Source organism: Streptococcus catagoni, assembly GCF_011421425.1.
GTDB lineage: Bacteria > Bacillota > Bacilli > Lactobacillales > Streptococcaceae > Streptococcus > Streptococcus catagoni.
The window spans coordinates 40,485-55,081 of the sequence record NZ_WPCW01000007.1; the positions used below are offsets into that span (position 1 = coordinate 40,485).

Below are 14,597 nucleotides of genomic sequence, written 5' to 3' on the forward strand. Positions count from 1 at the left end.
TTAATAGCCATCTTTTATAAAAAATAATAAGAAAAAAAGCCCTAAGGCTCATTTCAATTATACACGTTCTACTTTACCAGATTTTAACGCACGAGCTGAAGCCCAAACTTTCTTAGGTTTACCATCTACAAGAATAGTAACTTTTTGAAGATTTGGTTTAACAGTACGTTTAGTTTGATTCATAGCATGTGAACGGTTGTTACCAGAAACGGTTTTACGTCCTGTAAAATAACATACTTTTGCCATTTTAGTGTTTCCTCCTAGGTAGAATCTGTTTACGGATGTGCTAGCACCACATACCAAAATATTCTATCACAATCTGAAAGCTTTAGCAAGGTTTTTCAGAACTTTAATATTTCATTTTTACAGCTGTGCTATTGCAGGTGTTTTCCTAGAAAGCCATTGCCTACATATAAGAAACAGAAACTTTTTTCTTTTGCTTATTTTCTTAAGGGGCTCACTGCCTTGGCCAATAGCTGTAGCTGCTATAAGATTTCTCTTAGAAATAGGCAAGTTTCTTGTGATCAGCTCATTTCAGCCTGTCCTTCTTTTTCCAATTCAAAGAGAATCAGATAGATGAGTTGGATGCATAACTCAGGCTTACCGACATTATTTGTGGTACCTGTCAAATAAATATCAAGCTGAGGGCAATAAAAGGCAAAGGCTCCAGAAATACCAGAATGTCCAATAAAACTTAATCGTTGGGACTGTTCAAACTGACCCATAGAGATTCTCATATGTCCGCCGCCATATTCAACTGGTGCATAATCTCCTTGAAGTGGTCTATAATCTTTAATATAATCCCAGTGTTCAGGGCTAAAGAGCTGACCTTCTATAAAGGCTTTTATAAAAATCATCAAATCGTCACTGGTTGAAACTCCGCCGCCAGCACCTTGACCACTAGCAGTAACTTTTGGGCGATTGATATAGGTTTTACCCGTATAGAGTACTGGAATCTGGGAAAATTCATTACTAACCAGGTAGCTCTTACATAGGCCTAGGGGGCCCATGATAAAACGATCAATACAATCATCCAGGGACAACTTATAAATGTTTTCAATAATTTCACCCAGGAGCATATAATTAATATCGGCGTAATAAGCTTCGTCACTACCAGGTACAAAATGTGCCTCAATTTGTCTGACCCATTCAATCATATCATCAAAGTTGTATGAAAAATCTTCCTGGGCAATGCGTTTTCTCAGTGAAACGGGTTCTTCATAAAATACATTTGGTAAACCACTTCTTTGGAAAAGTAAATCACTGATTCTGATAAAGGCTGTTTGATCTTCTCCTAGAAAATGATGGAGCATTTTAATCTTTTCTTTCGGGATGAAATCGGTTACAATATCATTAAGACTTATCTTTCCCTGATCAATTAATTGGAAAATTAGAGTACTTACCCATAGTTTGGTAACACTAGCTAGTAAGAAGGGAGTCTGCCCTGTCATTTCTCCTTCTACCAACTGAAGACAGTCTCTTTGGTCAGCACTTTGAATTTTGATAATAGCCTTAGGCAATGCATTTCTTGCTACAAAACTATTAAACAATTGGGATAATTTATCTTTATTCATGAAAGCTCCTTTGATACTTGCTAAATTTTCATTAAATATTATTCCTAATGATGTAGAAAGAGTGTTGTAATGGATATTAGACAACTGACCTACTTCTTGACTATTGCAAGAACACAGAATTATTCACATGCTTCAAAAAGTTTATTTGTCTCTCAACCTGCCTTGAAACAGTCCATTTCTAAGATGGAAGAAGAACTAAATGCCCAGCTATTTGTTTTCCACGACCACCGACTTCATCTGACAGAAACAGGTGAAATGTTGCTGCAAAGGGGTGAACCTATTGTCAGAGATTTCAACCAACTGATCTTTGACTTGCAAAATAAGGCAGACAATGTCCGGCAAAAAATTACCATTGGGGTTACCTTTTTGACCATGCTGCAATATATGGATCAGATTTCTCGATTCATCCGGAAAAATCCCTTGGTTGATTTACGAATTGTTCAAGAGGGTTCCTTGCAGCTTCAGCATTTATTGGTCCAAGAGAAAATTGATATTGGTATCCTCTCTTATCCTCAGGTAGAGCATGATATCATCATTGATCCTCTGGCCATCCCTCAAACCTCTTATACTGCCTGTCTGGTTGTTCCAGATGATCATCCGCTTGCTCACAAGAACAGTGTCACCTTCAAGGACCTTAAAGACTTTAATATTGCTAGTTTAAGTGATCATTTCGCTCTGGGTGAATTTACTAAGAAAAGATGCCGTGAATTTGGCATGTCAAACCAAGTTATTCTAACCCATGACGATTTTGAAATACTCCTACACAGCCTGATAAAATTTGATGCCATCACTATACTTCCTAGGGAATTAGAAGAGGTAAGCCCTGTTGCACACCTCAGATGGGTTCCCATCCATGATATTGACAGTCTTTACAAACAAGGCTTGGCCTATAGAAAAAATATGACAAGTAATTCAGTAGTTGTTAATCAATTCATTGAAGCCATTAAAAATTAGTTGTCCTCTGGAAAATCAAGGACTTGATAGGATTCTTCTTGACTTAAAACACGAAGACCCCCCAGAGCCAAGGCTTCAAGTTCAAATTCTCCAGGATAGGCTTTGAAGGGACCGATGAAGTGGGTCTTATCACTAACAGCCTGACAAAGTCTTTCAGAATAAGCCATGCCGCCAGTCAGACACACTAAATCAATAGGACCATCAATGCTTACAGCCAAAGTTGCAAGTGTCTTGGCAATGCCTAAAGCTAAAGCCTCAAAGACCAAAAGGGCTTCTTTATCTCCCTGGTCTATTCTCTTTTCAACCTCTCTTAAATCAGCTGTCTTACAATGTGATTGTAAGCCGGCTTTTTTCCTTGCTAGAAGGTTAAAGTCGTCTAAGCCTATTTTTTTGATCTCCTTGATCATTGATTTGATAGGCATGCCACCAGATCGTTCAGCTGAAAACATGATTTCATCATCTGATACAAAGTCAACCACCTGTCCTTTTTCATGACCACTGGCACTGGAACCTCCCCCTACATGGGCAATGACCAAATTAAGATCCTTGTAGTCTTTTCCTAGATCTTCTGCTGCCTTACGGGCAACTGCTCGCATATTAAGATGATGTCCAGTGGAAGTTCTTTCAATCCCCTTAATACCTGTTAAGCGAGATACTGCTCTCATGGAATCAACGGTGACAGGATCGTAAATATAGGCTGGCTTTCCCTGTCCATATTTTTCCATTAAGGTCTTGGCTAATTTTGCCCCCATATTGGAGGGATGGTCTAGAACAGGATGGTATTGTAAGTGGTCAATCAAGGCATCATTAGCTAGAATAGCACCTGGCTTCACAGGACCAATAAGGCCACCACGGCCAACTGCTAGATCAATTTCATTAAGGCCATGCTTATGGATCACCTTTTCAATATCTGCCATCCGCAGGTCAAATTGATCAAAAACATTGGCAAAATGGTCTAAATCCTCTGCCTGATAAGTGATATCTTCTTTCCAAACAAGTTCTGTATCCTTATACAAGGCCAGCTTTGTAGAAGTGGCACCTGGATTGATAACTATAATATTTTTCATCTTTTTTCCTTTATTTTTCTAAATTAGTCATAATGATTTGCGAAAGTAAAAGAGAGGCATACTTTTCTTCAAAGCTAGAGCTCCTAGAGGTTATGACAACTGGCACCTGAGCTCCTATGATCAGCCCGGCCATTTCAGAACCACCAAAGAGGGTCAATGCCTTTGAGGCTATATTTCCTGTAACAATATTAGGAGCAAAAAGAACGTCAGCATCTCCTTGGATTCTGCCAGCATATTCTTTTTCCTTGGCACTTTCTACAGATAAGGAGAGGTCAATGGATAAGGGACCTTCTACTATAAAACCTTTTTCATTTTGGTAGTCACTAGAGAGCTCTGCTTCCATTACTGATGAGGGGAGCTTAGGAATAAGGGTTTCTGCAGCAGATAGTAATGCGACCTTGACTGGTGAACTTTTAAGAGTAGACATCACCTCAACAGCATTTTCAATAATGATTTTTGCTGTTTCCTTGTCGGGCTCTAAGATCAAACCGCCATCAGTCACAGCGATCAATTTATCTAAGCTAGGCATGGACAAAAGAGCTAGGTGAGATAAGGTATGAGCCTTACGGATCCCAGTTTCTTTATTGACAACTTCTTTTAACACTTTTCCAGTTGAGATGTGCCCTTTTAAGATAAGATCTCCCTTGCCTTGACGTACCAACTCCACTCCCTTAAAGGCAGCCTCCTGGTCATCTGAAAGGTCAATGATCTGATAATAATTTTCATCAATAGAGAAGGCTCTTAATTTTTCTTCTAATTTTGCCCGATCATCTATTAAATAAGCAAAAACACGTTTTTCATCTATTGCCCGTTTGATACAGGCTAAAACCTCATCATCAGCTGCTTTGATGGCCACCAAATTAAGGGGCTTGTTCACTTTTTTTATTTGGGGCTTGGCTTCCAATAGTTTATCAATTAATAATGACATGATAACTTCCTCTCTAAAAAGAGGGATGCGTTCTTCTATATGATGATAAAGAACTAGAGCATCCCATTAATCTATTAAATATCAAGTTTGTAATCTTCTGCTTTGACAAGGTGTAAAACATTCATAAAGATGTGCTTGAACAAAAATCCAAATGCTACTGGTGCAATCACAAATACTAGGATGGTCACAAGAAGGTTCATCAAAGACCAGCCACCTTTTGCCAAATTTAAATGGTTGATGGGACCAACTAAACCACTAAAGCCAAAACCTGCACTCATTGGAGTTCCTTGGATGTTAAATAGCTGAGCTACCAATCCGCAGCAAGCTGCTGAAGAGATAATAGGTAATAGGGTTTTAGGATTTTTAACAACAATCGGCATTGAAATTTTTGGTGAACCAATAAAGTGTGCTAGAGCTGTACCATGGGAGTTGACTGTCCAACCTAAAATGGCAAAGGCAAAGCCTGTTGCACAGATTCCGAGATTGGCTGCTCCAGATCCCACACCAGAAAGAGAAATAGCTAAGGCTATCCCAACTGTTGTAATTGGAGAAACAATCAAGACCCCAAAAACAATAGCAAGCAGGATACACATGATAATAGGTTGAAGGTGTAACAATTGAGCTGTACCTATACCAATAACCTTGGTGATCATTGAGACATAGGGAAGTAAAAAGCGTCCAATTAAACCAACCATTAACATCATCAAAGGAGGGATAACTAATATGGTATAGGCCTTTAAGCCATTGCCAACCCATAGGATAACTGCAGCACCAATGGCTGCTGTCAGCATCATGTTAATAATATCCCCAGTTCCTGCCATCATCAGCATGCCTTTATGAGTTGAGATAGAACCAGAAGCAAACAAGGTTGCCAGACCTAAAGAGGCTGATTGGATGGGATTAAATTTAAAATTCAAGCCCACCATAAAGCCACAGACAAGGCCCATAACAGCATTAGACATGCCAAGTCCCCAAGCTAATGGTGCTAAAAAGGGCATGTGGGGAATAAGCGCCTTGACTAACTCAGAGAGTAGGGCGCCTGGGATAAGCACAACTACTGCTCCTGTAGCAATACCGTTTAATACATTCATAGCAAATACTTTTGCTGATAATTTGTTTTCCATTTTTTTATCCTCTATTGGTGTATTCCTTGTCTTAATAGAATTTCACTGGCATCCATGATGGTTTCTGTTAAGCTTGGATGGTTATGAATGGTTAGAGTGATATCTTCTGCAGTCAATAAATTTTCTATAGCTAGTGTTATTTCACCAATCAATTCACTAGCACCAGAGCCTACCAGTTGAGCACCAATAATCCGATTATCTTTCTTATCAGAGACTAGGCGGACAAAGCCTTCTGGACTGTCCATGGAAAGGGCCCGTCCATTACTGGCAAATCTAAAAGTTGCTAGCTTGACATCTATTCCTTCTTCTTTGGCTTGAGCCTTTGTAAGGCCAACAGTAGCAATTTCTGGTTGGGTATAAGCAACAGTTGGTATAACCAGATAATCAGCAGCAACCCCTTCAACTTGTGAAATAGCTTCTGCGGCTATTTTTCCTTCATAAGAAGCTTTGTGTGCTAAGGCTGGACCCTTGGTAATATCTCCAATGGCATAGATATGTTTCTGATTGCTCTGCATTTTTTCATTAACTGGAATGAAGTCTCTCTCATCTACTTCAACTCCAGAAAGTTCTATTGACACTTGGTCTGTGTTTGGACGGCGGCCTACTAAAACTGCTATTTTGTCACTAATAATTTCCTCTTCTTTATCCCCCAATTGATAAAACAGATGTAGGCCTTGTTCATCTTTTTCATAGCGTGAAGCCTTGGCTTGGGTAATAATGGTCATTCCCAATTTTTCAGCCCTATCTAGGACGGGTTTAACCAAGTCTTTTTCAAAACCTCCTAGAACCCGATCCTGACCTTCAAGAATGGTCACGTGGCTACCAAGACTGGCATAGGCCATGGCTAGTTCCATGCCTATATAGCCTCCACCAATCAGAGCTAATTCCTTTGGAATTTCCTTTAGATTTAACAATCCTGTAGAATCTAGGATGTCCTCACTAAAGGGAAATGCTTTAAGTTCAATGGGGCGACTGCCTAAGGCCAAGATAGCATTTTTAAAGCGATAGGCCTCTCCTAAGCCATCTTCTGGTGTGATAAAAATTGTGTCAGCCGAAACAAAGTGCGCTTCGCCTTGTATGATCTTAACTTTATTTTTCTTTAATAGCATTTCAATGCCAGCTATCAATTTGGAAACGACTTCTTGATCCTTCCAGGCTTGGGCCTTGCTAAAGTCCAGTTTGCTATCTCCATAGCTTAATCCAAAGTGTGATTCACTTTGGGTCTTAGCATACTCGTCACCTACATGAATTAAAGCTTTTGATGGGATACAGCCAACATTTAAGCAGACTCCGCCAATGGCAGCTTTTTCAACAATGACTACTGATTGGCCTAACTGCGCAGCACGAATGGCAGCAACATAGCCACCGGGTCCTGAGCCAATGACAATAGTATCAACTTCGTTTGTAAATCCTCCTACTACCATATCATCTCACCCCTCTGCCAATAATAAATCTGGATCATTCAGATAAGATTTCAATAAATTGATAGCTTTTTGGGCATAGACCCCATCAATGGCACGATGATCAAAGGCAAAAGAGATCTTCATGACATTTTTCAGAACAGGGTTTCCTTCTTGGTCAGGCATAAAGACCTTATCAATTCTGCCCACATTTAAGATTGCAATTTCAGGTAAGTTAATGATTGGAGTAGACCATACCCCTGCAGTTGCTGCAGCACCAACATTTGTTACTGAAATAGAACCCTTGCCCATGTCTGCATTGCTAATTTTCCCATCACGCGCCTTTTGCGAAATGTCAGCAATCTCCTCAGCAATATCAAAGAGGCTCTTACGTTCGGCATGGCGAATCATTGGTACCATAAGTCCACGAGGGGTATCTGTGGCAACCCCGATATTATAGTACTGGTGATGACTAATCTCATTTTTATCCATATCAAGAGATACATTGAGGTCTGGGAAACGTTTTAGCATAGCCACCAAGGCCTTAACCAAATATGAGGTAAAGGTCAACTTGATGTCTCTGTCTGCTGCTAGGACCTTCATTCTATTGCGGTGAGCTACTAGGGCATCAACTTCAACCTGATCAAAGACGGTGACCTGTGCTACCTGACTTGAACTTTTAGCCAAGGCATCAGCAATTGTTCGTCTGATAGATGGCATTTTTTCAACCACTTCAGCAAATTCTTCATGATTGCTCTTGCCTTTATGGTCATGCTTAGTATCCTGACTTTCACTTGGCTGTTCTGTCTCAGGCTCAACTTCTTTTTTAGACTGGCTGAGTGTACTATCCACTGGTTGGAGAATTTGAGTAGCCACACTAGTCTTAGTTTCTGCTCCGCCATTAGCAATAAAAGCGTCCACGTCTTCCATGCTAATGCGTCCATGCTTGCCTGTTCCTGTTACTTGCAGCAAATCGACATTCTTAGTTCTGGCATAACGACGAACCCGGGGAATAGCTAAACTACGAATATCCTTTTCTTCTTTTGGCTGATCATTCTTAGCTGCCTCTTTTTTCTCAGTCGCAGGTGAAGGTTGATCTTGCTCTTGAGCTTGGGGTGTTTCCTGATCCAAATCCTTTTGACTTAGGTCAGTGGCTGGGACTGGGCTTTCTTTTTTGCTGTCATCCATGGTCGCATCTTGGCCACCACCTTTTAGTACAGCATTTAATTCTTCTTCGGTTTCAGCGATATCAGCGATAGGCTGACCAACAATACCGGTATCTCCTGCTTCAACATAGATTTTAGCAAGGTAACCAGTGATAGGACTTGGCAACTCGACAACAGCTTTATCACTTTCAATTTCTAGTAGTGTCTGATCTTCTTCTACTTTGTCTCCGACATTTGCTGCCCAAGACATAATAGCACTTTCATGTGTGCCTTCTCCAGCATCTGGTAGTATATACTGATACATACTTTCTCCTCCCTAAAATTCTACGGTTTCTTTGGCTTTGTTTACAATATCCTCAACACTTGGTAACCATGCTTCTTCTGCTAGCCCAAATGGAAAAATCGTATCAGGAGCTGTCACTCGTGCTAGGGGAGCATCAAGATCCATGAAATTACGTTCACTGATTTCAGATATGATTTGACCAGCTGTGCCAGCCTGTCTTTGAGCTTCTTGTAAAACAACTGCTCGGTTGGTCTTAGCTACAGAAGTTTGGATCGTTTGATAGTCGACCGGTGAAACGGTTCTAAGGTCTACCACCTCTGCACTAATCCCTTCTTTTTCTAGTTGTTCAGCTGCCTGTAAAGCTAGCTGAATCATCAAACCATAGCCTATTAGAGTGACATCAGAGCCTTCCCGAACCACATTGGCCTTATCAAGAGGAACAGTATAATAACCTTCTGGCACCTCATCCTTAACAGTCCTGTAGAGTCTTAGATGTTCAAGGAAAAAGACTGGGTCTTCGGATTCAATAGCCGATAGGAGTAAGCCTTTAGCATCGTAGGCAGAAGAAGGAATGACCACTCTTAAACCAGGAATCTGTGCAAACATGCCTTCCAAACTGTCAGAATGCAGTTCTGGAGTATGAACACCACCGCCATAAGGTGCACGGATGGTAATTTGGGCCTTGCGAGTTCCGCCAGAACGGTAGCGTTGGCGAGGAATCTGCGCAATCAAGGCATCCATAGCTTCAAGAACAAAACCTGAGAATTGTATTTCAGGTAGTGGGAGAAAACCCTCTTGGGCTAAGCCTACCGACATATGAAGAATTCCAGATTCCGCTAGAGGTGTATCAAAGACACGGTCTTGGCCAAATTCTTCTTGCATGCCAGCAGTAATACGGAAAACACCACCATTTTTACCAACGTCTTCACCAAAGATCAAGGCATTGTCATATTTTTTCATTGCTTCATTCAAGCCTTCTGAAACAGCTTGGGCTAATGTAAGAACAGGCATATTAGTTTTCCTCCTTAGCACTGTAGTATTCTATTTGCTCTTTTATATTTTGTGGCTGGTCCTTAAACATAAAGTTCAAAAACTCACTTACCTTTTGAGGTTCTGTCTTAGCCATCTCTGCTAAGGCTTCTTTGGCTTCATTTTTAACTTGCTCATAAATAGCATCAGCTTTTTCTTTATCCCACAGGCCTTTTTCACTTAGGTATTTTCCAAGACGAATGATGGGATCTTTCTTGCGCCATGCTTCAACTTCTTCATCTTCTCGATAACGTTTAGGATCATCAGACATGGTGTGTGGGCCGAAGCGGTAGGTCATATTTTCAACGACTATTGGGCCATTTTCAATGGCATAATCACGAGCTTTCTTAATGGTGTAGTAAACAGCTACAGGATCCATACCGTCAATGCGAACTGCAGGTATGCCTGCTGCAACAGCTTTTTGAGCTAGGGTTTCTGCTTTGGTTTGGTGGCTGGTTGGTACAGAAATACCATAACCATTGTTTTGAACCACTGCAATGAGATTGGCTTTAAAGACACCTGCAAAGTTTAAAGCTTCATAAAAATCACCTTGTGAGGTTGCTGAATCTCCACAAAGAGACAAGGCCACTTGCTTTTCACCTTTTTTTCGTTTAGCAATAGCATTTCCCAAGGCTTGGATGGCTGTACCACCAACGATAACATTTGGGGAATACATGTTTAAACTGTCTGGATATTGATTGGCAACATAGTGCCCCTTATACCATAGAAAGGCCTGGGATAGCTTCATACCAAACTTAACCCCAGCAAAAACATCCCGATAAGTTGGTGCAAAGACATCATTTTTGTCTAGGGCCAGTACTGCTCCATATTGGCTGGCTTCTTGTCCACCACCAGGTGCGTAATTGCTTAGGGCTCCTTGCCTATTAAGAAGAATAACGCGTTCATCAATAGCCCTTCCCCAAGTTATTGTTTCCATAAGTTCAAGCAATTCTTCATCACTTAATGATTCCATGGCTGCTTGATCAACAACTTGGCCTTCTTCGTCCAAAATCTGATACATTGGAAAATTTTCTCCATAGGATAATGGAAGTTCAGTAAAGTTTAATTCACTCATTTTCATTTGTATTTCCTACCTTTCAGATCAATGATAGCGCTTTCTCTTTTGAAAGTGAACTTCCTATTTCTTATAGCGCTATAAGAAAATATTAGTGCCTCATATAAAAGAGCCTTTCTTAAAGACAAAAAAAGGCCTTGTCCACTTTGGAACAAGCCTTAAAATCTAGTTTTGATAAATGCCATTAGGAGGTAGTTTTCAGCTCTACCACCCAAGAAAAGGAGTAGAACAAAGCCAATGCAAAAACTTTTTTAACTATCAAAGCGTTCTTTATAGCAATAGGCGAAGTAATAAAAGAGCTTCCAAAAGTCCTGCCAAACCTTAGGATCAACACCAGTCAATTCATAGATTCGTTTTAAACGATAATCCAGGGTATTACGATGAATGTGGAGTGCCTTTGAGCTATCATTTATATTCAAATTATGATTGGCAAATACAATGACCGTTTCATAGTATTCTTCATAAATATTTTGGATAACCTGTAAAAAAGAAGCTTCTACCTTGGTAGGAAAATTAAAAATTCCCTTAAGGAAAAAATCCTTGGCATCAAAGACTGTGTTTGTCTTTATCTGCAGAAAGGACAGAAGCTGATAAGTATGGTAGGCCTCTGTAATCATATCCTTAATATTTCTTTGCTCAGTGCTAGTAACCAAGTAATCACTGATCTGAGAGTCTAGGGTTGGGAAATCCGTACTAAGAACAAAATAAAAATTTTCCCATTCAAAAATTTCCTGCTCTGGATAGAGTGCTCTTAGCAGGTCTTTTTCTTTACTTAGTATACATCCTTTTGGTTTATCTAAATCTATGGAATATAACTCCAGAGCTTCAAGTTTGATAGATTCTGAATAAGGGGCATCAACTTGCATAAGATGTTGAATGAATTGTCGCTTTTGCTTCTTTTTCTTTTCCCGTTCTTGATGTCGGTTCAACTCTTCTGTCTGTAAGATGACAATTGAACGAACGAGCTTTGTGAATTTACAAACTTCTTCTGGGTCTCCAGAAATACCAACCACTCCCAAAACTTGGCCATCTATGATGATGGGTTCATTGGTACCCTTTTTCTCTAAAGAGGTGTCCTTATAGATTTCAATATTTTTTCGCTCACAGATAGCTCTTTCCGCTCCTCTATGGCGCTCACCAATGCGGTCTGAATCTCCACTAGCAATAATTTTGCCAGTTTCATCCATTATATTGATATTATAAGGAATATCAGCCATTAGCTTTTGAACAATCTTCTTTGCTTGATTCTTATCTAGTTTGAGCATTTTAGCTTTGCTTTCTAAAAAAAGGTAGCCTATAAGATACTAGGCAACCTTAAGATTATATGTCTATGATACCATCACTTCTACTTAGTCACAAGAGGAAATCTTTAAGACTCTAGCAATGTTTTCAACGGTTCTTTGGAGATTATAAGAACCTTTTTCCAAAGCTGCTTCTAAAGGCTCCGCCTTTGCAAGTATACCAAAAATTGCTGTGATGCCTTCTTCATAGAGAACCTCAACATCTTCTCCGATATAGCCTGCACAGGCAAAAACTGGTTTTTCATACTTTTTAGCTAGCTGGGAAACACCGTAAGGAACCTTACCAAATTTGGTTTGAAAGTCCATACCACCTTCACCAGTAAAAACATAGTCTGCTTCTTTAATTTTTTCTTCTAACTGATTGACTTCAACTACAATATCAATACCTGATCTTAATTTGGCCTTAGTAAAGGCTAACAAGCCTGCCCCTAAGCCACCAGCTGCTCCCGCACCTGGGTAGTTCTCTATGTCCATCTGTAAATCTTTTCTGATGATCTCAGCATAATGGGCTAAGTTTTTATCTAGCTGAACAACCATTTCTTTTGTGGCACCCTTTTGCGGTCCAAAAACATAGGAAGCCCCACTAGGTCCTGTTAGAGGATTGTTGACGTCACAGGCAACCACGATCTCCCTATCAAGGATCCTTTGGTCAAAGTTGCTTAGGTCAATACTAGCCAGTTCGCCTAAGGCTCCTCCTCCTGCTCCTATTTCTTCACCATTGTGATTACGTAAGCAGGCACCCAGTGCTTGAGCCATGCCGGCACCACCATCATTTGTCACGCTACCGCCGATCCCAATGATAATTTTTCGTGCCCCATGATCTAGTGCATGCTTGATCATTTCCCCTGTACCATAAGTAGATGTTATTAAGGGATTGCGTTGATCAACTGCTACAAGCTCAATGCCATTGGCCTTAGCCATCTCGATAACAACTGTTTTGTGATCACCTAGAAGTCCGTAATAAGTTTCAACCTTTTGTCCAGGTAGAGGACCTGCAACTGTTAGACATACTTTTTGTCCGCCTGTAGCATCAATTAAAGCATCAACAGTACCTTCACCTCCATCAGCCATTGGTACCTGTGTGATTTCGGCATCTTTAAAAACAGACAATATTCCCTTTTCCATAGCATTACAAGCTTCTTTAGCCCCCATACTTTCCTTAAAGGAATCCGGTGCCAGAACAAATTTTTTTCTCATTTCTTCTTGTCTACTTTCCATTTATTTTAAGATAAATCCATACAAGATTGTGGCAACAATGGTCATGACACCACCTACACACATTTCATAAGGTATAACCTTGATACGTTCTTTGATAGACATATTCATACTTTGCGCAGTGATATGGAAATAGTTTCCTTGAGGAACACTATCAATTACAGTAGCACCAGCGTGAACCATCACTGAGGCAGATAAGGGAGAAATGCCTACATTTAAGATTGCTGGTCCAAACGATCCAGTTGCTAAGATAACTGCAGTAGAGGTTGAACCTACTGCTAAGCCCATCAAGATAGAAGATATAGGAGCCAGGAAAGTTCCAGAAATTCCCATGACAGCAATCAAGTCTACAATCTGTTTGGACAAGTCAGAAATAGAGATCAAACCTGCAATGGCACCAGCTCCAATAAGTATGAGAACAGTATCTGTGACTCTTTTTAAGCCAGAAGTGGAATAAAAGGCTAACTGCTTTCTTTGGCCAATGGCAATTGTTCCGACAATGGAAGCAAATGGCAAGATATACATGGCATCAATATTAAGATTTTTAATCAAAGAAATGTTTAAGAGAGCACCAATTGGATTTAAAAGTAAGAGAACGATGGCCAAAACTGGCGCAATCAATGCTTTTCTCAATGGTAGAAGTTCTTTAGTCTTATCCTCTGTGATATCAGCATCCCTAACCAGTGAACCCTTATTTTTTAAGAGATTGGCCACTATAACAGCAGTAAGAAGGCCAAAAATAGCTGGGATAAAACCTGCAATCATAACCTTGCTTAAGGGTAGCTCAAAGCCATTTGCGGCTGCTATGGTATTAGGATTAGGGGAAATGATATTTCCTGCTTTTCCTCCACCAGACAGAGCCACTAACAAGGACAGTTTACTGATTCCAGTACTTTTTCCGACAGATAGGGCAATAGGAGCAACGATCAATACAGCAACAGGAATAAAAACGCCTACGGCTGTAATCACCATTGTTGACAGAGCCAATGAAAAAATAGCTTGTTTTTCACCAAGTTTGTTGACGATAGCATTGGCAATAGATTCTGCAGCTCCTGATTCCATCATCACACCAGCCAGCATGCCGGCAGCAAGAACTCTGACGGCTGTTCCAATGATACTTTGGGTTCCAGTTATGAGAACGGTTACAGTTTCAGCTAAAGAAGCTCCTCCTACTAGACAACCGACAATGGCACCAAAAAACAAGGAATAGACAGGATTAAATTTCTTCAAAATCAATAGAATAGCCACAACTAATCCTAAAATTGCGGCAAACCACGGTATTGTAATATTAGGCATTCTTTATCTCCTTAAATTGTTTACGTTTTCATTTTATCAAAGTCCCTTATTTTTAACATTGTAAATTTAACAGAATTGCTTGGGGATTTGCACAAAGATTCAAGCTCTGCTATTTCTAAAAAGAAGAAAGAAAAGACTCACCCCAAAGAGTGAGTCCTTGAAAAAATAGGAAATCAATCACATAT

13 protein-coding genes are annotated in these 14,597 nt (G+C 40.1%); 1 reads left to right on the forward strand and 12 read right to left on the reverse strand.

The window, feature by feature from the left end:
• Positions 1 to 57: 57 nt before the first annotated feature.
• Both rpmB and HBN42_RS09760 read right to left on the reverse strand, forming a co-directional pair.
• Positions 58 to 246, reverse strand: coding sequence for a 50S ribosomal protein L28 (gene rpmB, locus HBN42_RS09755; protein ID WP_003025909.1), 189 nt, complete (start codon positions 244 to 246; stop codon positions 58 to 60).
• Between the two features lie 278 nt (positions 247 to 524).
• Positions 525 to 1,574, reverse strand: a complete 1,050-nt coding sequence (locus HBN42_RS09760) for a serine hydrolase domain-containing protein (RefSeq protein WP_165994835.1) — start codon at positions 1,572 to 1,574, stop codon at positions 525 to 527.
• Between the two features lie 69 nt (positions 1,575 to 1,643).
• Here HBN42_RS09760 and HBN42_RS09765 point away from each other — a divergent pair, with 69 nt between their 5' ends.
• Positions 1,644 to 2,528 (forward strand): LysR family transcriptional regulator, encoded by an 885-nt coding sequence (locus HBN42_RS09765; protein WP_165994836.1) that lies wholly within the window; start codon positions 1,644 to 1,646, stop codon positions 2,526 to 2,528.
• On the opposite strand, the gene buk is transcribed toward HBN42_RS09765, so the two are convergent.
• The 10 genes from buk to HBN42_RS09815 all read right to left on the reverse strand — a co-directional run bounded on the left by buk (position 2,525) and on the right by HBN42_RS09815 (position 14,412).
• On the reverse strand, positions 2,525 to 3,595 hold the full coding sequence (buk, locus tag HBN42_RS09770) for a butyrate kinase (protein ID WP_165994837.1): 1,071 nt from the start codon (positions 3,593 to 3,595) through the stop codon (positions 2,525 to 2,527). The two genes, HBN42_RS09765 and buk, sit on opposite strands and share 4 nt — an antisense overlap.
• 10 nt (positions 3,596 to 3,605) lie before the next feature.
• Positions 3,606 to 4,523, reverse strand: a complete 918-nt coding sequence (locus HBN42_RS09775; protein WP_165994838.1) for a phosphate acyltransferase — start codon at positions 4,521 to 4,523, stop codon at positions 3,606 to 3,608.
• 74 nt (positions 4,524 to 4,597) lie between these two features.
• Positions 4,598 to 5,647 carry a PTS sugar transporter subunit IIC gene (locus tag HBN42_RS09780; protein WP_165994839.1) on the reverse strand — a complete coding sequence of 350 codons (1,050 nt, stop codon included), beginning with the start codon at positions 5,645 to 5,647 and terminating at the stop codon, positions 4,598 to 4,600.
• 11 nt (positions 5,648 to 5,658) lie between these two features.
• Positions 5,659 to 7,071 (reverse strand): dihydrolipoyl dehydrogenase, encoded by a 1,413-nt coding sequence (gene lpdA, locus HBN42_RS09785; protein WP_165994840.1) that lies wholly within the window; start codon positions 7,069 to 7,071, stop codon positions 5,659 to 5,661.
• Between the two features lie 6 nt (positions 7,072 to 7,077).
• Positions 7,078 to 8,517, reverse strand: a complete 1,440-nt coding sequence (locus HBN42_RS09790; protein ID WP_165994841.1) for a dihydrolipoamide acetyltransferase family protein — start codon at positions 8,515 to 8,517, stop codon at positions 7,078 to 7,080.
• A gap of 12 nt (positions 8,518 to 8,529) precedes the next feature.
• A complete protein-coding gene (locus HBN42_RS09795) occupies positions 8,530 to 9,507 on the reverse strand; it encodes an alpha-ketoacid dehydrogenase subunit beta (RefSeq protein ID WP_165994842.1) in 978 nt (325 codons plus the stop codon).
• A 1-nt stretch (position 9,508) separates the two neighbouring features.
• Positions 9,509 to 10,606, reverse strand: coding sequence for a thiamine pyrophosphate-dependent dehydrogenase E1 component subunit alpha (locus HBN42_RS09800; RefSeq protein WP_165994843.1), 1,098 nt, complete (start codon positions 10,604 to 10,606; stop codon positions 9,509 to 9,511).
• Positions 10,607 to 10,851: 245 nt separating this feature from the next.
• Entirely contained in the window at positions 10,852 to 11,865 is a 1,014-nt protein-coding gene (locus HBN42_RS09805) for a CdaR family transcriptional regulator (protein ID WP_165994844.1), read from the reverse strand.
• An 84-nt stretch (positions 11,866 to 11,949) separates the two neighbouring features.
• Positions 11,950 to 13,098: a glycerate kinase family protein gene (locus tag HBN42_RS09810; protein ID WP_165994845.1), complete on the reverse strand. Its 1,149-nt coding sequence runs from the start codon at positions 13,096 to 13,098 to the stop codon at positions 11,950 to 11,952.
• 21 nt (positions 13,099 to 13,119) lie between these two features.
• Entirely contained in the window at positions 13,120 to 14,412 is a 1,293-nt protein-coding gene (locus tag HBN42_RS09815) for a GntP family permease (RefSeq protein WP_165994846.1), read from the reverse strand.
• Positions 14,413 to 14,597 lie beyond the last annotated feature (185 nt).